A 17,199-nucleotide genomic window follows, 5' to 3' on the forward strand; every position below is an offset into this window, starting at 1 on the left:
ATTTCCTTCAGGCGGTGGGCTGGCGGCGCAGCGCGGCCGTGACCTCGCCGGTCAGGCGCGCGAACTCGGGCGTGGCGCGCAGCTCGGGCGCACGCGGGAAGGCGAAGGGCACGTCGATCACCTCGAGGATGCGGCCAGGGCGTGGCGACATCACGATCACGCGGTTCGACAGGTACACCGCCTCGTGCACGTTGTGCGTGACCAGCACGCCGGTGAAGCCGGCCTGCTGCCACATCGCCGACAGCTCTTCCTGCAGGATGTCGCGCGTGAGCTCGTCGACCGCTGCCAGCGGCTCGTCGAGCAGCAGCAGGCCGGGGCGCAGCGCCAGCGCACGTGCCAGCGACAGCCGCATGCGCATGCCGCCCGAGAGCTGGTGCGGATAGGACTGCTCGAAGCCGGCCAGCCCCACCAGCGCCAGCGCTTCGGCGGCACGCGGCCGGTAGTCCTCGGGCTTGTGGCCTTCGAGCTCCATCAGCAGTTGCGCGTTGCGCTCGACGGTGCGCCAGGGCAGCAGCGCCGCTTCCTGGAACACGAAGGCGGTCTCGGTGTCGGCGGGCCGCCGGCAGGCGCCGGTGCTGGTGGCGATCAGGCCCGCGACGATGCGCAGCAGCGTCGACTTGCCGCAGCCCGAGGGCCCGACGATGGACACGAACTCGCCGGCCCGCAGATCGAAGTCGATCGCGCCCAGCGCCTGCAGGCCGCTGTCGAAGCGCTTGGAAACGCCCCTGAGCTCGACGGCGGCGCCGCTCATGATCCGCAGCCGGGCACCAGCGTGCGGTCGTAGGCCTGCTTCTCGTTGAAGCCCGCGGGCAGGAAAGCCACGCTGCGCAGCTGGCTCGCCAGCTCGGTCCAGCGCGCGTCGTTCATGCAGCCGATCTTGCTGAGGTCGTGCGAGATCAGCTTCTCGATCATTTCCTTGTTGGCCGCGTCGTACACGGCCGGCGAGATCTGCTTGTTCATCTCGAGCAGCATCGGCTTGAGCCCCGAGGGGTTGCGCACGTAGTTGCTCCAGCCCTTCTGCACCGCGGCGAGGGTGGCCTTCACCAGCGCCGGGTGCTTCTGGATCATCTCGTCGGTGGTGAACAGCACGTTGTAGGGCCGGTAGCCCAGCGACGCGAGCGAGATCGACTGCACGGCGATGCCGGCCTCTTCCATGCGCGCCGGCAGGTAGAGCGAGTAGCCCTGCTGCACCATCCTGGCGTCGTTGCGGAACAGGCTCAGGTCGCCGCTGACCGGGATCTCGCGCGTGTTCGCGAGCTTGTACTGCTTCTTGGTCCACTCCCAGTAGGCGTTGCCGATGTTGACCGCGAAGCTGCGGCCCTGCAGGTCGGCGATGCCCTTCACGGCCGGGTCGGCGTGGTAGACCAGCGCATAGGGCACGTAGTCGAGGTGCGCGAACACCGCGCGCACCGGCGCGCCGCGCAGCCGGGCCAGCATCACGTCGTCGGCATTGCCGATGCCGAACTCGGCCTGGCCCGAGGCGACCTGCGGGATGGTCTGGATCTTCGGGCCGCCCTGCAGCACGCTGATCCGGATGCCGGCCTCGGCGCCGAGCTTGTCCTGCTGCGCCTGCCAGTAGCCGGCCTGGTCGGGCTGCGCGAACCAGTTGGTGAGGATGCGCACGGGCTTGGCTTCCTGGGCGGCGGCGGTCAGCGCGGCACCCAGCGAAGTGGCGACCAGGGCCATCGCCAGGGCGGTGCGGCGGAAGAAGGTGGCGGTCATGGGATGTCCTGAAAGAAAGAGAGAGGATCGGGGAACGTTCAGGCCCGGAGCCAGGGCAGCTGGTCGGCCGAATAGCGCCAGGTCTGGAACACGCTGTTGAGGCGGCCGGGGCCGGTCTTGCGGGCCGCCGCATCGGGGTACTCGGCGAACCACGGCAGGATGTATTCCCACACCACTTCGCCTTCGGGGTTCACCTCGAACAGGCGGCCGGTGGCCGACTCGGTGATGTGCGTGTTGCCGTTCCACAGTCGCTGGGCGTTGCCCATGAAGGCCGTGTAGAAGGCGTTGACCATCTCGTCGGCATAGGCCCAGACGATGCGGTTGTCGGTCGGGTCGATCTCGAGCACGCGCGAGAACGCGACATGCGCGCCGCTGCGGAAATTGCCGTTGTCGAAGGCCAGGATGTGGCCGTTGGGCAGGGCCTGCGGCGCATGCTGGTGCGACACCACGCTGGGCGGGATGTGCAGCGCGACCGCGCCGCTGGCCTTGTCGACGCCGATGATGCCGGCGGTGGTGCGCAGGCTCATCAGCACGCGGCCCTGGGCGTCGACGTCGAGCCCGTTGACCAGCGGCCAGTGGTAGCGGCCGAAGCCGGGATGGATCGGGAAGTCCTCCGGCTTGAGGTGTTCCCACGCCTTCCATTCCCAGACCAGCTCGCCCGCGCGGTTCACCTCGCGGATCACGTCGCCGTACATGGTTTCGTCCGGGCCATGGGCCGTGCCGCCGGGCACACGCTCGGCGAAGCCCGCGGGCACCGGCGCGCAGGCCGCGTACAGCAGGTGGCCGTTGGCCAGCCACTTGGCGTCGTGGTGGTGGGCCGGGTCCTCGTGGTGCCAGACCACCTCGCCCGCGGGCGTGACCTCGGAGAAATCGCCGCCGTGCCACATCGACCAGGCGGCGTAGAGATCGGGCGAATGCGCATGGTTGCCGTTGTAGCCGAGGTTGCCGTTCGGCAGGATCACCGCGTGCCGCCCGGCGCGCAGCGGCATCTTCCAGTGGTGGACCACCGCGCCGTCGATGCCGACCAGGTAGACGTGGCCGTCGGCCGTCTGCGGCGCGATCAGCGTGTAGCCGCCGGCCGAAGCCGCCGGGTCGTGGGCGATGAGGCCGACGCCGCGGCGGCGTTGGGTGACTTGGTCGACGGTGGTGGTCAAGGCGGCTCCTGAAGAAGGGGGCAGGCCGCGCGCTGCGGCCTGGGTCTGGAGCGGAATCTAGGCCTTTGCGCCCGTCTGGAAAATCTGATTCTTTTGAACAGCACGTTCGGAAATTCCGTACAGTTTGAGGATGGCCGCCATTTCCCAGTCCTTCCGCTGTTTCGACGAGGTCGCGCGACGCGGCTCCATCCGCAAGGCGTCCGACTCGCTGCACCTCACGCCCGCTGCGGTGCACCAGCAGATCCTCAACCTCGAGGAGCAGGTCGGCACCCCGCTGTTCGAGCGGCTGCCGCGCGGCATGCAGCTGACCAACGCGGGCGAGATCATGGTCGCCGCGGTGCGCCGCAGCCAGCGCGACTTCGACAGCGCGCTGGCCCACATCGAGGACCTGCGCGCGCTGCGGCGCGGCCACGTCAGCCTGGCGGTGTCGCATTCGTCGGCCGAACAGCTGGTGCCCGACGTGATCGAGATCGCGATGCAGCGCTACCCTGGCGTGACCTACAGCGTGCGCTCGGGCAGCGGCGAGAACATCCTCAAGTGGGTGGCCACCGGCGAGGCCGACATCGGCTTCTGCCTGCGCCGCAAGCCGCCGCCGGGCGTGGAAGAGGTGCGCGGCTTTCCGCAGCAGCTGGGCCTGGTCACGCCGCCCGACCATGCGCTCACGCAGCTGGGCCGCGCGCCGCGGCTGCGCGACTGCCTCGACCATCCGCTGATCCTCATGACGCCCGACACCGAGCTGCGCGCCATGGTCGACCAGATCGACCACCGCGAGCACCGCAAGGCCCGGCCGCTGGTCGAGACCAGTTCGGTCGCGATGGTGCGGCGGCTGGTGCGCGGCGGCACCGGCATCGGCTTCCTGATCCCCGAGAACGTGGCCGAGGACGTGGCCGCCGGCGCGCTGGCGTGGCAGGGCCTGGCGGATGCGGCCGCCTGGTCGGCCGACTGCCTCTACCAGCGCAGCGGCCAGACCACCACCGTCGCGATGGGCATGTTCCTGGAATTCCTCGAGGTGCAGCTCACGGCCATCGGCAAGCGCTTCGAGGGCGCGGGCTCGCCGCTGGCGGCGGCCCGGTTCGCGGTCTAGGGCGGGCGGCTACGATCCCTGGCAGCCCCGCCCCTCCCCCCCGAGCCCCATGACCGATCGCAAGAGCCACCTCGACCCCCGTGCCACGACCCTGCTCGTGGCCTGCTGCGCCTTCTGGGGGCTGCAGCAGATCCTGATCAAGACCACGGTCACCGAGGTGCCGCCGATGTGGCAGGCCACCTTGCGCATGTGCGGCGCGGTGGCGCTGCTGTGGTTGTGGTGCCTGGCGCGCGGCGTGAAGCTGTTCGAGCGCGACGGCACCCTGTGGAGCGGGCTGCTGGTCGGCGCGCTGTTCGCGGGCGAGTTCCTCTGCATCTACACCGGGCTGCAGTACACGACGGCCTCGCGGCTCACCGTCTTCCTCTACTGCTCGCCCTTCGTGGTGGCGGTGCTGCTGCCGCGCTTCGTGCCGGCCGAGCGGCTGCACGGCGTGCAGTGGGCCGGGCTCGCATTGGCCTTCGCGGGCGTGCTGTTCGCATTCAGCGAGAGCTTCACCCATGACGCCAGCCCGACGCAGCTGCGCGGCGACGCGCTGGCGCTGCTGGCCGGCCTGCTGTGGGGCCTGACCACGCTGGTGCTGCGCACCACGAAGATGGCCACCGCCAGTGCGGAGAAGGCGCTGTTCTATCAGATCGCGGTCACGGCCGCGGCCTCGCCGCTGATGTCGGTGCTGCTGGGCGAGACACGCGGCTGGTCGTACTCGGGCTATGCCTGGTTCTCGATCGGGCTGCAGACCGTCATCGGCGCCTTCGCCAGCTACCTGACCTGGATGTGGCTGCTGCGGCACTACCCGGCCACGCGCATCTCCTCCTTCACCTTCCTCACGCCGCTGTTCGCGCTGGTGTTCGGCGTGGTGCTGCTCCAGGAGCCGCTGACGGTGCAGCTGGTGCTGGCGCTGACGGGGGTCGGCGTGGGCATCCTGCTGGTCAACCGCAAGGCGCGCATCGCATGACGCCGGGCCACGTCACGCTCGCCCATCTCGCGACCTGGGCCATTGCGGTGCTGGCCACCGCCGCCGTGATCGTGCGGCCAGGCCGCTGGCCCGAGGCCGTGTGGGCCGTGGGCGGCGCGCTGGCGCTGGTCGGCGCGCAGCTGCTGCCCTGGGGCGAGGCGCTGCAGGCCGTCGGCAAGGGCCTGGACGTCTACCTGTTCCTGGCCGGGATGATGCTGATCTCCGAACTCGCGCGGCGCGAGGGTTTGTTCGATTTCCTCGCGGCGCGCGCGGTGCACCATGCGCGCGGCTCGGCGCCGCGGCTGTTCTTCGGCATCTACGCGATCGGGGTGGTGGTCACGGTCTTCATGTCGAACGACGCCACCGCGGTGGTGCTCACGCCGGCCGTGTACGCGGCCGCGAAGAAGGCCGGCGCCAAGCCGCTGCCCTACCTGCTGGCCTGCGCCTTCATCGCCAACGCGGCCAGCTTCGTGCTGCCGATCTCGAACCCGGCCAACCTGGTGATCTTCGGCGAGCACCTGCCGCCGCTGGGCGCCTGGTTCGGCCAGTTCGCGCTGGCCTCCGTGGCCTCGATCGGCGTGACCTACGCGGTGCTGCGCTGGCTGCAGCGCGACGCGCTGGCCGCGCCCATCGCGCGGGACATCGCACAGCCCGAACTCTCGCCGGCCGGCCGCTGGGCGGGCGCGGGCATCGCGCTGGTGGCGGTGGTGCTGGTCGCGACCTCGGCGCTGGGCGGGCCGCTGGGCGCGACCACGCTGGCGGCCAGTGCATTGGCCTGCGCCGGCGTGCTGCTGCGCGAACGCAGCGCGCCCTGGGCGCTGCTGCGCGGCGTGTCGTGGAGCGTGCTGGCGCTGGTCGCCGGACTGTTCGTGCTGGTCGAGGGGCTGGTGCATTCGGGCCTGATCCCGCTGCTGAGCCATGCCCTGCGCGAAGCCGCATCCGCCTCGCCCACCGGCACCGCCTTTGGCAGCGGCGCGCTGGTGGCCGTGCTGTGCAACCTGATGAACAACCTGCCGGCCGGGCTGATGGCCGGCTCGGTGCTGGCCAGTGCCGACGCCGCGCCGCTGCTGCGCAGCGCGGTCGCGATCGGCATCGACCTCGGGCCCAACCTCTCGCTCACCGGTTCGCTGGCCACGCTGCTGTGGCTGGTCGCGATCCGGCGCGAAGGCGAGAACGTTACGGCCTGGCAGTTCCTGCGCGTGGGCGCGGTCGCGATGCCGCTGGCGCTGGCGGCCGCGCTGGGCGCGCTGTACCTGCAGCACCGGCTCTGGGGCGGATGAGCACGCTGGTCGGCCTGCTCGCCTGGCTGCTGATCGGCCTCGCCGTGGCGCCGCTGCTGGTGCTCGGGCTCTACGTGCTGGCCGACCGGCTGGGCCTGCGCATCGCCGAACGCCTGCTCGATGCGCTGCTGCCGCTGCTCACGCTGCAGTGGCTGGGCGGCGGGCTGCTGAACATCGTGGGCGGGCTCGCGATTGGTGCGCTGGGGGCCTGGGCCGTCGTGCACGACGGCGGGCTCGTGGGCTGGGCGGCGGGCGCGCTGCTGGTGCCCTTCGGGCTCTGGCGCGCGCTGCGGGGCGTGGGCGTGACGAGGGCCTTCATTGGACCGCGGGACCCGCCCTGAACGTTCGCCCCGGCTCCCGCAGAATCGCGCCATGCAATTCCAGCCCATCCTCGACCAGATCAACGAAGAGATCCGCCCGCTGCTGGGCCAGGCCGGCACCGTGGCCAGCTACATCCCGGCGCTGGCGCGCGTGCCGGCCGCGCAGTTCGGCATCGCGCTGCGCACCTGCGACGGGCAGCAGGCCGCGGCGGGCGATGCGGCCTCGCCCTTCTCGATCCAGAGCGTGTCCAAGCTCTTCACGCTGACGCTGGCGATGCAGCACATGGGCGAAGCGCTCTGGCAGCGCATCGGCCGCGAGCCCTCGGGCAATCCCTTCAACTCGCTGGTGCAGCTGGAGAACGAACAGGGCAAGCCGCGCAATCCCTTCATCAATGCGGGCGCCATCGCAGTGGCCGACCGCCTGCTGAGCCATGGCGATGCGCGGCGCGACATCCTCGCGCTGATGGCCAGCCTGGCCGGCGAGCCGATCGCCTTCGACGAGGAAGTGGCGGCCTCGGAGGCCGCCACCGGTTTTCGCAACATCGCGCTGGCCAACTTCATGAAGAGCTTCGGCAAGATCGACCACCCGGTCGACGCGGTGCTCGACGTCTACTTCCACCAGTGCGCGCTGCGCATGAGCTGCACGCAGCTCGCGCGCGCCGCGGCCTTCCTGTGCCGAGACGGCGCGCATCCGCAGGACGGCCTGCCCGCCATCACCTCGGAACGGCAGACGCGCCGCATCAACGCGCTGATGCTGACCTGCGGCACCTACGACGCGGCCGGCGACGTGGCCTTCTCGATCGGCCTGCCCTGCAAGAGCGGCGTGGGCGGCGGCATCGTCGCGGTGGTGCCGGACCGGCTCACGCTGGCGGTGTGGTCGCCCGCACTCGACGCGACGGGCAATTCGCTGCTGGGCATGAAGGCGCTGGAACTGTTCGTGGCCAAGACGGGGCTGTCGGTCTTCTGAGCGCCCAGGCAGCCCATGCCCTCCAGCGCGGCTTCGACCGCCGCGTCGAGCGGCGTGTGCGGCTCGTGGCCCAGGAAGGCCAGCAGCCTCGCGTTGTCCATGGCCACGGGCGTGCGCCACAGGTAGCGCATCTCGCGCAGCTCGCGGAAGGTGGTGACGAAGGGTGAGGCCAGCGTGAGCAGCCACCACGGGAAGGCCGACACCCGCACCGCGGTGCCCAGGCGGCGCGCCGCGACGCGGCGTATGGCCTCGGCCATGCGCGTGCCGTCGGCATCCCAGTGGCCGGCCATGTGGAAGCGCGCGAAGGCCGGCAGCCGGTCGCGCCGCGCCAGCAGCTCGACCATGGTGCGCGCCACGTCGGGCAGGTAGGACCACTGGTGGCCGACGCCATGGCGGCCCGGATCGCTCACGGCGCGCAGCGGCCGGCCCGGCTTCACCAGCCCCTGCGAGAACCAGTTGTTGCCGGCCCGCGGCCCGAAGAAGTCGCCGGCGCGCACGATCAGCACGCGCGCGCCTTCGCGGCTTGCGGCCTCCAGGCGGCGCTCCATCTCGACGCGGATCGCGCCCTTGCGCGTGGCGGGGTGCTGCGGCGCATCCTCGGCCAGCAGCGGGAAGGCGTCGGGGCCGTAGTTGTAGACCGTGCCGGGCAGCACCAGCGTGGCGCCTTCGGCCTTCGCCGCGGCGATGCTGTGCTCGAGCATCGGCAGCACCAGCTCCGACCAGCCGCGGTAGCCCGGCGGGTTCACCGCATGCACGATCACCGCGCAGCCCGCGGCGGCCCTGCGCACGGCCTGCGCGTCCATCGCGTCGCCGGCGAGCCAGGCGATGCCGTCCCTTGTCCCTTCGATCGCGCCGCGCCGCAGCGCCCGCACCTGCCAGCCCGCGTCGCGCAGCTGGCGCGCCACCTCGCCGCCGATGCCGCCGCTCGCACCCAGCACCAGGACCGTGTCGTTGCCTGCCATGAAGTTCTCCTGAAAGCGTTGTCGATGGAAGAATTCTGGGCCGGTGCGGGTTCCATTGAAATTGCCGGACATGGTGCAGCAGCTATACATTTCCGTATGACCTCGAACATCGGCTGGGAGCTCTACCGCACCTTCCTGGGCGTGCTGCGCGAGGGCTCGCTCTCGGGTGCGGCGCGCGCGCTCGGCATCACGCAGCCCACGGCCGGGCGCCATGTGGCGGCGCTCGAAGCCGCGCTGGGCACGGTGCTGTTCACGCGCTCGCAGGTGGGGCTGCTGCCCACCGAGGTGGCGCTGTCGCTGCGCACGCATGCCGAGGCCATGGAGAGCACGGCCGCCTCGCTGCAGCGCGCGGCCACCCCCCAGGGCGAGGGCGCGCGCGGCGTGGTGCGGATCTCGGCCAGCGAGGTCATCGGCGTCGAGGTGCTGCCGCCCATCGTGGCGCGGCTGCGCGAGATGCATCCGCTGCTCAAGGTGGAGCTGGTCGTGACCAACCGGCTGCAGGACCTGCTGCGGCGCGAGGCCGACATCGCGGTGCGCATGGTGCGACCGAAGCAGGAACAGTTGCTGGCACGCCGCATCGGCGACATCCTGCTGGGCCTGTATGCCCACCGCGACTATCTCGCGCGCCACGGCACGCCGCGCCGGCCCGAGGACCTGGCCGGGCACACGGTCATCGGCTACGACCAGCCCACGCCCTTCATCCGCCAGGCCGGCAAGGCGCTGCAGGGCTTCCACCGCGAGGCCTTCTCGCTGCGCACCGACAGCGACCTGGCCCAGCTGGCGCTGATCCGCGCGGGCGCGGGCATCGGCGTGTGCCAGGTCGGGCTGGCCCGGCGCAGCGAGGCGCTGGTGCGGCTGATGCCGCGCACCCTCTCGCTGCGGCTCGACACCTGGGTCACCATGCACGAGGACCTGCGCCACAGCCCGCGCTGCCGCGTGGCCTTCGATGCGCTGGTCGAAGGACTGCAACAGTACGTGGGTATGGCGCCCGCGCCCGTCGCACAGGGGAAAATGGCCCGCACAAGAACACCCGCAACCGAATGACCGACTCGACCGACCCGACAGATTCCGACACCCTCCCCCTGCAGGAAGCCCGCCTCTGGCGCGACGACAACTGGACCGCCCGCATCGTCAAGAACGAGGAGGACGACGGCTGGGCCGTCGCCATGACGCGCCACGGCGACCCCGAGCCCGCGCTGGTCGGCCCCTGGACCATGGGCCGCGACAAGAAGAACCCCAAGCCGCTCGACACGCCGGCCTTCCACACGCTGGTCAAGACCGCCAACGAGGTGCTGCGCCGCCACGAGCAGCAGCTGCATGCGCAGCTCAACAAGCAGGTCAGCGTAGGCCATGGCGCCGATCGCATCCGCGTGGCGCTGCGGATCGTGCCGGATGAGGACAATCCCTATGCCGTGTTGAGCGCGCAGGACGACACTGGCGAGACGCTCGGCGAAACCCGGGTGGCACCGAATTTCAAGCTCAGCGCCACGAGCGCCGAAGCCTGGATCGAGAGCGGCTACGCGCCGCGGCCGCGCTGAGCGGCCGCCAGCACCGCCGACACGCATTCGACGCAAGCGCCGGAACGTCCTCGCCTCGGCGAGGTCACAAGGCATTCTTCCACCCACAACGAACGGGCCTGAACATGCATCTTCTCCGTCTGACGTCCACGCGCCTTCGCTCGGGTCTGTGCCTCGCCGCCATCGCGGCCCTCGCCGCCTGCGGCACCACCACGCCGCTGCCGCCCCTGCCGCCCCTGCCCTCGGCCCCGTCGCAGCCGCCGGCACCGCCCGCGCCCGTGATCCGCCCGGCCCCGGCACCGCTCGTGCCCGCGCCGGCGCCGCAGGCCTCCAACCCGAACGCGAGCTTCGGCCGCCCCGCCCTGGGCCCGGTGCTGGCCCGCTTCGACGGCGAGGTGGTCAAGGGCATCGACATCGGCGGCCGCCTGGGCGAGCCGATCCAGGCCGCGCGCGACGGTCGCGTGGTGCTGGTCAGCAGCGCGCTGCCGGCCTACGGCACGATGGTGATCCTCAAGCACGACGACGACTTCATCACCGCCTATGCCCATGTGAGCAAGGCGCTGGTCGCCGAAGGCGAGACGGTGACGCGCGGCCAGCCGATCGCGGAGATGGGCCAGAGCGGAACCGACCGCGTGAAGCTGCGCTTCGAAATCCGCAAGGGCGGCGCGGCGGTGGACCCCGAGCCCTACCTCAACGGCAGCGCCCACTGAGCCTCTAGCAGCGCCCCTTCTTGGCCTGGCCCGGCGGGCAATGGTCGTGGCCGTGCCCGTGGCCATGCCGGTCGTACCGGCGTTCTTCCCGGCGCCGCTCCTCGCGGCGTTCGGCGCGCCGCTCGGCCCGGCGCCAATCGCCTTCACGCCAGCGCCAGCCGTCGTCCACGCGCACCCAGGCGCCCGGCGCATAGGCGTAGTCGCGTCGCGCGGCCTGCCAGTAGCCGCCGCGCCAGGCGTAGTCGCGCCCGTTCCACTGCCAGTGGCCCGGCACCCAGACCTGGCCCGCGCGCGGACCGGGCATGCGCTCGTAGCGCGGCGGCGGCGGCGCGGCCTGCACCACGCCGGGCAGGTTGATGTTGACCGAGACCTGCGCAGTGGCAGGCAGGACAGCCGCGGCCATGAGGGCGGCAAGCAGGAGGTGACAGCGTTTCATCGTGGAATTCCTTATCGCGATCGCGGGTCGTCCTACAACGTCTGACGCCCGGCGCGCGCCCTCAGGATATTCCATGAGGGCCGACCGCCTAGCGCAGCGCCGTCGCGGGGCGTGCGGCCATCCGCCGGAACACCGCCCACCAGGGCGAAGGCGGCAGCGGCGCATGGCAGCGCCACTCGGCCGCCTCGCCCTCGGCCGCCAGCACGCACCAGCCGCCCTGCGCGAGCCGGTGGGACTGGCCTTCGGACAGGCGCAGCGTCGGCCGCACCACGGTGCCGCCGATCCAGCGCATCGGTTCGTGCAGGGTCAGCGTGCCGGCCGCCACCTGCAGCACGGTGCCGGCGTCCAGCGCCAGCTGCAGGGACTGGCCGGGCTGCAGCCGCGGGGCCGGGGAAGAGGAAATCGCAGAGGTCATCGAAAGCTCCTTGGATCAGGCCTCCATGTTCGGCAGCGCGGCCCTTCCGTAACAGGCACAGCGCCCGGCATTGCGACCGGAACAGCGCCGCCGAAGCCTGATCTGTTATGGTCGTTTTGGCGGAAACTGCATCTGTTTTCGCCGCCCCACCCAGGCCAGCATCGCCCCATGTCCCTCTCGACGACCGCGTCGGCCGCGCCGCCGCTCTACCGCCGCCTCGCCACGCACTACCGCGACGCGATCGAGGCCGGCTCGCTGCAGCCGGGCGAGCGCATGCCCTCGCTGCGCGGCCTGATGCGGCTGCACGACATCAGCCTGTCGACCGCGCTGCAGCTGTGCCGCACGCTCGAATCCGACGGCTGGGCCGAGGCGCGCGAGCGCTCGGGCTACTTCGTGCGCCGGCCGCAGCGGCTGCACATGGCGCCGATGGACGAGCCCTCGGCCCATGCGCCGCCCGATCCGGCGCGCTACGTGGGCATCCACGGCCGGGTGTCGGCCTTCGTGGCCCAGCGCCGCGCGGCCAACGTGAAACTCAACCTGTCGATCGCGCGCGCCGCGCCGCAGTTCTATCCGGCCGAGGAACTGCGCGCCGCGATGACGCGCGCGCTGCGCCTCAAGCCCGCGCTGATCTCGGGCGTGCCGCCGCTGCAGGGCGACCCGCACTTCCGCAGCGTGCTGGCCAAGCGCGCGGTCGCGGCCGGCATGGCGCTGTCGCCCGAGGAACTGCTGATCACCAACGGCTGCATCGAAGCGCTCAACCTCGCGCTGCGCGCGGTGGCGCAGCCGGGCGACACCATCGCGGTCGAATCGCCCACCTTCTACGGCCTGCTGCAGGTGCTCGAGAGCCTGGGCCTGCGCGCGCTCGAAATTCCGACCAGCCCGCAGACCGGCCTGTCGATCGGCGCGCTCGAGCTCGCGGCCCAGACCTATGGCGACATCAAGGCGGTGGTGGTGGTGCCGCACCTGCAGAACCCGCTGGGCAGCGTGATGCCCGATGCCCACAAGGAACAGCTGGTGGCGCTGTGCGAGGCGCAACACATTGCGCTGATCGAGGACGACACCTACAGCGAGCTGCTCGACGTCGACACGCCGCCGCGCGCGATCAAGTCGTGGGACCGCAGCGGCAACGTGATCCATTGCGCATCGATGCACAAGATCCTCGCGCCGGGCCTGCGGCTGGGCTGGATCAGCGCCGGCCGCTGGCAGGCGCGCGTGGAGATGCTCAAGTACACGCAGAGCCGCAACAACGAGGTGCTGTCGCAACTGGGCGCGGGCCAGTTCATGGGCACCGGCGCCTACGACCGCCACCTGCGCCGGCTGCGCACCGCCCTGCGCGGGCAGCGCGAACGCACGGCCGAGGCCATCGCACGCTACTTTCCAGAGGGCACGCGGATCAACCTGCCGAACGGCGGGCTGCAGCTGTGGGTGGAACTGCCCAAGGGCTGTGCCTCGGCCGCGGTGTTCGATGCGGCACTGCAGGAGGAAGGCATCGTGGTGGCGCCGGGCTACCTGTTCTCCAACGGTTCGCGCAGCGACCACTTCATGCGGCTGAACTGCGGCTGGCCCTATGACGAAGAGATGGATGCGGCCCTCAAGAAGCTGGGCCGGATCGTGCGCACCGTGGCCGACGCGGGCTGAATTTCAATCCTTCAGCGGGGGCGCTGCCGGCGGCGCGAACGCGCGAGCGCGATCGACTCGGCCAGGCCCCAGGCCAGCGCGCCCGCGATCGCGCGCAAGCCGTGGGTCGTCATCATCAGCTGGGGTGCAAAACGCATGGAAGCCTCGTGGAAAAGAGTGGTGACCGGGTGCCAGCCTAGGGGCCTCGTGTGACGCTTTGATGGCAGCGCGGGGGGCTATCCTGCAGGCATCTTGCGCCCTTCCGACCTGCCCGAACTGCTCGAACTCCAGGCCCTCGTCGACCTCGCCGGGCCGTCGATGGAACGCCGCGTGCTGTGCGAGGTCGAGGTCGGCGAGGAGCGCTTCGAGGTGCAGGCCTTCCTGCTGGGCAGCACGCGCAGCGACGTGCCCGCGGTCGGCATCTTCGGCGGCGTGCACGGCCTCGAACGCATCGGCGCGCAGGTCACGATCGCCTACCTGCGCAGCATCGTGACGCGGCTGCAGTGGGACACCACGCTGCAGCGCCAGCTCGAGAGCCTGCGCCTGGTGTTCCTGCCGATCGTCAACCCCGGCGGCCTGTGGCTCAACACGCGCGCCAACCCGCGCGGCGTGGACCTGATGCGCAACGCCCCCGTCGATTCGCAGGAGCGCGTGCCCTGGCTGCTCGGCGGCCAGCGCCTGAGCGCCACCCTGCCCTGGTACCGCGGCGTCGAGGGCGCGGCGATGGAGGCCGAGAGCGCCGCGCTGTGCGCGCTGGTCGAGAGCGAGCTGCTGAGCCGGCCCTTCAGCATCGCGCTGGATTGCCACTCGGGCTTCGGCCTGAGCGACCGGCTGTGGTTTCCCTACGCCCACACGCCGCAGCCGATGGCGCACCTGCCCGAGATGCATGCGCTGGGCGAGCTGATCGACCTGAGCCTGCTGCACCACCCCTACGTGCTCGAGCCGCAGAGCCGGCAGTACATGGCGCACGGCGATCTCTGGGACCACCTCTACCTCACGGCCTGCGAGCGGCCCGACACGCTGTTCCTGCCGCTCACGCTGGAGATGGGTTCGTGGCTGTGGGTGAAGAAGAACCCGCGCCAGCTGTTCTCGCGCCACGGCATCTTCAACCCGGTGATCGCGCACCGCCAGCAGCGCGTGCTGCGCCGTCACATGTGGTGGATGGACTTCATCACGCGCGCGGCCAGCAGCCATGCGCAGTGGGTGCCGGTGGACGAGGCGCGGCGCCGCCACCATGCGCAGGCGCTGGCGCGCTGGTACGCCGCATGACGCCCGCGCCGACCACCCCCACCTGGGTGCTGCTGCGCGGCCTCACGCGCGAGGCCGGCCACTGGGGCGCCCTGCCCGCGCTGCTGCCCGCCACGCTGCCGCCCGGCGCCCGCGTGCTGGCCCTCGACCTGCCGGGCGCCGGTGCGCTGCATGCGCTCGCGAGCCCGGCATCGATCCGCGCCACCATGGAACACTGTCGCGCGCAGCTGCGGGCGCTGGGCATCGCACGCTGCCACCTGCTCGCGATGTCGCTGGGCGCGATGGTGGCGGTCGAATGGGCGCATCGGCATCCGCAGGAGATCGAGAGCGCGGTGCTGGTCAACACCAGCCTGCGGCCCTTCAGCGCCTGGCACCAGCGGCTGCGGCCGCGCCACTACGCGGCCCTGCTGGGCGTGCTGTGGCCCTGGCGCGATGCGCGGGCGCGCGAGGCCACGGTGCTGCGGCTCACCAGCCGGCACCATGCCACCGGCACCGCCGCGCCCGGCATCGTGGCCGACTGGGTCGCGCTGCGCGAACGACATCCGGTGTCGACCGCCAACGCGCTGCGCCAGCTGTTCGCCGCCGCGCGCTACCGCGCCCCGGCCGAGCCCCCGCGCGTGCCGCTGCAAGTGCTGGTCGGCGCGGGCGACGGCCTGGTCGACCCGGGCTGCTCGCGCCGGCTGGCGCAGGCCTGGCGCTTGCCCCTCGCCGAACATCCGACGGCGGGGCACGACCTGGCGCTGGACGATCCGCGCTGGGTGGTGGCGCAGGTGGGGCGCTTCAGTCGAGGTTCTTCCGCAGGAACTGCTCCACCTCGGCGAGGAACTGCTCGCGGTCCTGCTGGCGGCTGAGCGCGTGGTCGCCCAGCGGCAGCTCGACGTAGCGCACGTCGGTGCGGCCGGCCTTCTGCAGGGCTTCGGCCATGTCGCGCGACTGCTCCACCGGCACCGTGGCATCGTTCGCGCCGTGCATCAGCAGCACCGGCACGCGGATCTCGGCCGCGCGCAGCGCCGGCGAGGTCTGGCGCAGTTGCGCGCGATCGCCCCACCAGGTGCCGATCTCGGCCTCGGCGTGCGTGGCGTAGCCGACGAATTTCTGCGAATGCGCGAGCAGGTCGCGCAGGTCGGCCGGGCCGGCCAGGCTCACGGCGCAGCGGTAGAGCGCGGGGTCTTTCACGACACCCATGAGCGCCGAGTAGCCGCCATAGCTGCTGCCCGCGATGCACACGCGAGCGGCGTCGGCGATGCCCTGGTCGACCATCCAGCGCAGGCCATCGGCCAGGTCGTCCTGCATCTCCAGGCCCCAGCGGCGGCGGCCGGCTTCGCGGAAATCCTGGCCGTAGCCGGTCGAGCCGCGGAAGTTCAGCTGCAGCACCGCCCAGCCGCGGCTGGCCATGAACTGCGGCCAGTATTCGTAGCTGCCGTTGTCGGCCGCGGCGGGGCCGCCGTGCGGCAACAGCACCGTGGGCAGGGGGCGCGCGGGCCGGGTGCCGGGCACGACGCCCGGCGGCAGCGTCAGGTAGCCCTCGAGCGCCAGGCCATCGCGGCTGCGCAGCGCGACCTGCTGCGGCGTGGCCAGCGGCTGTTCGTCCAGCGCGGGATGGTTGCGGCCGAAGGGCTCGACCTGGCCGCGGGCCCAATCGACCATGAAGTACTCGGGCGGCCGGGCCGCCTCGCTCGCCACCACGATGCTGCGCTGGCCCACCTCGTCGCTGCCGAGCACCTTGAGGGCGCGCCCCGGCAGGGCCGCCGACAGCAGCTCACCGCGCCGGCGGGCCTCCGGGTCCCAGTACAGGAGATGCAAGGCGTCGGTCACGCACTCGGCGCCGACGACCCGGCCCGTGGCGGGGTCGCGCAGCAGCGTGGCGCGCACGTCGAGGCGGGGATCGGCCAGCAGGGTCTGGCGCGCGAAGGCGGGGTCGTGCAGGTCGATGCGCACCAGCGCATTGCGGCCGTCGACCGGTGCCAGCGCATAGAGAAAGCGCGGGTCGGCATCGAAGCCCAGCGGCGTCAGCGCATGCACGCGCGTCTGGGCCGCATCGGTGGCGTCGTAGCGTGTCAGCGCGGTCCATTCGGCGGGCCGCGCGGACGAGGCCGTCGGCCTGACCATCACGCGCGCGATGGTGCCGCTCGTGCCGTAGCCCAGCCGCACCTCGCCCTCCCGGTCGGTGAGCCAGACATGGATGCCGCCGAGGTTGCGCTGCACCAGCCGCGACCGTCCGCTGCGCACGTCCAGGCGGTAGACATCGGGTTGGCCCGGCTCCCGGGTGTCCAGGGCCAGCAGCACGGTCTCGGGTTCGCCGCGCAGGCCGGTGAGGACGCGGTCATGGATCTGCGGCATGCGCCGCGCCCGGTCGGAGAAGCCGTCGCCCAACATCGAACGCGTGAGGTCGGCCTTGAGGTTGCCGCCGTCGGCGTCCATCGCGATCAGCCGCGTCTCCTGCGTACGCACGCCGCGCAGGTCTTCCGAGAAATGCGCGCCGACGAGCAGGCGCTGGTTGCCGGCCCAGCGCAGCGACCAGAAGGTGTACTTGGCGTTGTCGGTCTTGAACAGGACCTTCGGCTTCTCGCCGAAGCGGGTCACGACCACATAGCTCATGCCGTCGACGTTCTGGACCATGGCGGCCGCCCGGCCGTCGGGCGACAGGCTGGGATGCTGGATCGCGGGCAGCGCGGCGAAGGCCGCCAGCGGAACGCTCGCGCGGGCCGCGGCGGCATCGGCCACGGTCGCCGGCAGCTCGGCCGCGCAGGCGGCACCCAGGCCGCAGGCCCACGAGACCGCGAGGAAAAGAAGGCGCTGACGCAGGACGGGCATG

At 71.7% G+C, this 17,199-nt stretch carries 18 protein-coding genes and 1 pseudogene; 11 read left to right on the plus strand and 8 right to left on the minus strand.

The genetic code is table 11. The annotated features are described in order from the left end of the window. Positions 1–7 precede the first annotated feature (7 nt). Genes A9977_RS29780 through A9977_RS29790 form a run of 3 tightly spaced genes read right to left on the minus strand, consistent with a single transcriptional unit; the run spans position 8 to position 2,876 of the window. The gene (locus tag A9977_RS29780) at positions 8–751 is read right to left on the minus strand and encodes an ABC transporter ATP-binding protein (RefSeq protein WP_183028420.1); all 744 of its coding nucleotides are present in this window, start codon (positions 749–751) and stop codon (positions 8–10) included. Then, positions 748–1,722, minus strand: coding sequence for an ABC transporter substrate-binding protein (locus A9977_RS29785; protein WP_183028421.1), 975 nt, complete (start codon positions 1,720–1,722; stop codon positions 748–750). The genes A9977_RS29780 and A9977_RS29785 overlap by 4 nt, the downstream gene beginning before the upstream one ends. A 38-nt stretch (positions 1,723–1,760) precedes the next feature. Beyond that, positions 1,761–2,876 carry an aryl-sulfate sulfotransferase gene (locus A9977_RS29790; protein WP_183028422.1) on the minus strand — a complete coding sequence of 372 codons (1,116 nt, stop codon included), beginning with the start codon at positions 2,874–2,876 and terminating at the stop codon, positions 1,761–1,763. A 130-nt stretch (positions 2,877–3,006) separates the two neighbouring features. Here A9977_RS29790 and A9977_RS29795 point away from each other — a divergent pair, with 130 nt between their 5' ends. Genes A9977_RS29795 through A9977_RS29815 form a run of 5 tightly spaced genes read left to right on the plus strand, consistent with a single transcriptional unit; the run spans position 3,007 to position 7,479 of the window. After that, positions 3,007–3,960: a LysR family transcriptional regulator gene (locus A9977_RS29795; protein ID WP_183028423.1), complete on the plus strand. Its 954-nt coding sequence runs from the start codon at positions 3,007–3,009 to the stop codon at positions 3,958–3,960. A gap of 49 nt (positions 3,961–4,009) precedes the next feature. Then, a complete protein-coding gene (locus A9977_RS29800) occupies positions 4,010–4,912 on the plus strand; it encodes a DMT family transporter (protein ID WP_183028424.1) in 903 nt (300 codons plus the stop codon). Next, a complete protein-coding gene (locus A9977_RS29805) occupies positions 4,909–6,192 on the plus strand; it encodes an arsenic transporter (protein ID WP_183028425.1) in 1,284 nt (427 codons plus the stop codon). Before A9977_RS29800 ends, A9977_RS29805 begins: the two co-directional genes overlap by 4 nt. Next, entirely contained in the window at positions 6,189–6,533 is a 345-nt protein-coding gene (locus A9977_RS29810) for a hypothetical protein (RefSeq protein ID WP_183028426.1), read from the plus strand. The genes A9977_RS29805 and A9977_RS29810 overlap by 4 nt, the downstream gene beginning before the upstream one ends. A gap of 31 nt (positions 6,534–6,564) precedes the next feature. Next, on the plus strand, positions 6,565–7,479 hold the full coding sequence (locus A9977_RS29815; protein WP_183028427.1) for a glutaminase: 915 nt from the start codon (positions 6,565–6,567) through the stop codon (positions 7,477–7,479). Positions 7,480–7,484: 5 nt separating this feature from the next. Here A9977_RS29815 and A9977_RS29820 read toward each other — a convergent pair. Continuing rightward, a pseudogene (locus tag A9977_RS29820) lies at positions 7,485–8,441 on the minus strand (NAD-dependent epimerase/dehydratase family protein); the annotation flags it as partial. A gap of 96 nt (positions 8,442–8,537) precedes the next feature. Here A9977_RS29820 and A9977_RS29825 point away from each other — a divergent pair. The 3 genes from A9977_RS29825 to A9977_RS29835 all read left to right on the plus strand — a co-directional run bounded on the left by A9977_RS29825 (position 8,538) and on the right by A9977_RS29835 (position 10,668). Next, positions 8,538–9,485, plus strand: coding sequence for a LysR family transcriptional regulator (locus A9977_RS29825; RefSeq protein ID WP_183028428.1), 948 nt, complete (start codon positions 8,538–8,540; stop codon positions 9,483–9,485). Beyond that, positions 9,482–9,979, plus strand: a complete 498-nt coding sequence (locus tag A9977_RS29830) for a hypothetical protein (RefSeq protein ID WP_183028429.1) — start codon at positions 9,482–9,484, stop codon at positions 9,977–9,979. The genes A9977_RS29825 and A9977_RS29830 overlap by 4 nt, the downstream gene beginning before the upstream one ends. Before the next feature lie 104 nt (positions 9,980–10,083). Then, entirely contained in the window at positions 10,084–10,668 is a 585-nt protein-coding gene (locus A9977_RS29835; RefSeq protein ID WP_183028430.1) for a murein hydrolase activator EnvC, read from the plus strand. 4 nt (positions 10,669–10,672) lie between these two features. Here A9977_RS29835 and A9977_RS29840 read toward each other — a convergent pair whose 3' ends face one another. Together A9977_RS29840 and A9977_RS29845 are read right to left on the minus strand one after the other, a co-directional pair. Further along, entirely contained in the window at positions 10,673–11,104 is a 432-nt protein-coding gene (locus tag A9977_RS29840; RefSeq protein ID WP_183028431.1) for a YXWGXW repeat-containing protein, read from the minus strand. An 88-nt stretch (positions 11,105–11,192) separates the two neighbouring features. Beyond that, positions 11,193–11,519 (minus strand): hypothetical protein, encoded by a 327-nt coding sequence (locus A9977_RS29845; protein ID WP_183028432.1) that lies wholly within the window; start codon positions 11,517–11,519, stop codon positions 11,193–11,195. Positions 11,520–11,687: 168 nt separating this feature from the next. On the opposite strand from A9977_RS29845, the gene A9977_RS29850 reads away from it, so the two are divergent. After that, positions 11,688–13,157: a PLP-dependent aminotransferase family protein gene (locus A9977_RS29850; RefSeq protein WP_183028433.1), complete on the plus strand. Its 1,470-nt coding sequence runs from the start codon at positions 11,688–11,690 to the stop codon at positions 13,155–13,157. Positions 13,158–13,168: 11 nt separating this feature from the next. Here A9977_RS29850 and A9977_RS34520 read toward each other — a convergent pair whose 3' ends face one another. Further along, entirely contained in the window at positions 13,169–13,294 is a 126-nt protein-coding gene (locus A9977_RS34520; RefSeq protein WP_259652213.1) for a hypothetical protein, read from the minus strand. Positions 13,295–13,388: 94 nt separating this feature from the next. Here A9977_RS34520 and A9977_RS29855 point away from each other — a divergent pair, with 94 nt between their 5' ends. Beyond that, positions 13,389–14,405: a M14 family zinc carboxypeptidase gene (locus A9977_RS29855; RefSeq protein WP_259652214.1), complete on the plus strand. Its 1,017-nt coding sequence runs from the start codon at positions 13,389–13,391 to the stop codon at positions 14,403–14,405. After that, positions 14,402–15,235, plus strand: coding sequence for an alpha/beta fold hydrolase (locus A9977_RS29860; RefSeq protein WP_183028434.1), 834 nt, complete (start codon positions 14,402–14,404; stop codon positions 15,233–15,235). The genes A9977_RS29855 and A9977_RS29860 overlap by 4 nt, the downstream gene beginning before the upstream one ends. On the opposite strand, the gene A9977_RS29865 is transcribed toward A9977_RS29860, so the two are convergent. Beyond that, complete coding sequence (locus tag A9977_RS29865) at positions 15,165–17,198, minus strand: S9 family peptidase (RefSeq protein ID WP_183028435.1); 2,034 nt, start codon at positions 17,196–17,198, stop codon at positions 15,165–15,167. The two genes, A9977_RS29860 and A9977_RS29865, sit on opposite strands and share 71 nt — an antisense overlap. Position 17,199 lies beyond the last annotated feature (1 nt).

Source organism: Variovorax sp. UMC13, from assembly GCF_014170375.1.
GTDB lineage: Bacteria > Pseudomonadota > Gammaproteobacteria > Burkholderiales > Burkholderiaceae_C > Variovorax.

Excerpts from the sequence above, each read along its gene's own strand:
- A9977_RS29780 (WP_183028420.1), bottom strand. The coding sequence starts at position 751 with ATGAGCGGCGCCGCCGTCGAGCTCAGGGGCGTTTCCAAGCGCTTCGAC.
- A9977_RS29785 (WP_183028421.1), bottom strand. The coding sequence starts at position 1,722 with ATGACCGCCACCTTCTTCCGCCGCACCGCCCTGGCGATGGCCCTGGTC.
- A9977_RS29795 (WP_183028423.1), top strand. The coding sequence starts at position 3,007 with ATGGCCGCCATTTCCCAGTCCTTCCGCTGTTTCGACGAGGTCGCGCGA.
- A9977_RS29800 (WP_183028424.1), top strand. The coding sequence starts at position 4,010 with ATGACCGATCGCAAGAGCCACCTCGACCCCCGTGCCACGACCCTGCTC.
- A9977_RS29805 (WP_183028425.1), top strand. The coding sequence starts at position 4,909 with ATGACGCCGGGCCACGTCACGCTCGCCCATCTCGCGACCTGGGCCATT.
- A9977_RS29810 (WP_183028426.1), top strand. The coding sequence starts at position 6,189 with ATGAGCACGCTGGTCGGCCTGCTCGCCTGGCTGCTGATCGGCCTCGCC.
- A9977_RS29815 (WP_183028427.1), top strand. The coding sequence starts at position 6,565 with ATGCAATTCCAGCCCATCCTCGACCAGATCAACGAAGAGATCCGCCCG.
- A9977_RS29825 (WP_183028428.1), top strand. The coding sequence starts at position 8,538 with ATGACCTCGAACATCGGCTGGGAGCTCTACCGCACCTTCCTGGGCGTG.
- A9977_RS29830 (WP_183028429.1), top strand. The coding sequence starts at position 9,482 with ATGACCGACTCGACCGACCCGACAGATTCCGACACCCTCCCCCTGCAG.
- A9977_RS29835 (WP_183028430.1), top strand. The coding sequence starts at position 10,084 with ATGCATCTTCTCCGTCTGACGTCCACGCGCCTTCGCTCGGGTCTGTGC.
- A9977_RS29840 (WP_183028431.1), bottom strand. The coding sequence starts at position 11,104 with ATGAAACGCTGTCACCTCCTGCTTGCCGCCCTCATGGCCGCGGCTGTC.
- A9977_RS29845 (WP_183028432.1), bottom strand. The coding sequence starts at position 11,519 with ATGACCTCTGCGATTTCCTCTTCCCCGGCCCCGCGGCTGCAGCCCGGC.
- A9977_RS29850 (WP_183028433.1), top strand. The coding sequence starts at position 11,688 with ATGTCCCTCTCGACGACCGCGTCGGCCGCGCCGCCGCTCTACCGCCGC.
- A9977_RS34520 (WP_259652213.1), bottom strand. The coding sequence starts at position 13,294 with ATGCGTTTTGCACCCCAGCTGATGATGACGACCCACGGCTTGCGCGCG.
- A9977_RS29860 (WP_183028434.1), top strand. The coding sequence starts at position 14,402 with ATGACGCCCGCGCCGACCACCCCCACCTGGGTGCTGCTGCGCGGCCTC.
- A9977_RS29865 (WP_183028435.1), bottom strand. The coding sequence starts at position 17,198 with ATGCCCGTCCTGCGTCAGCGCCTTCTTTTCCTCGCGGTCTCGTGGGCC.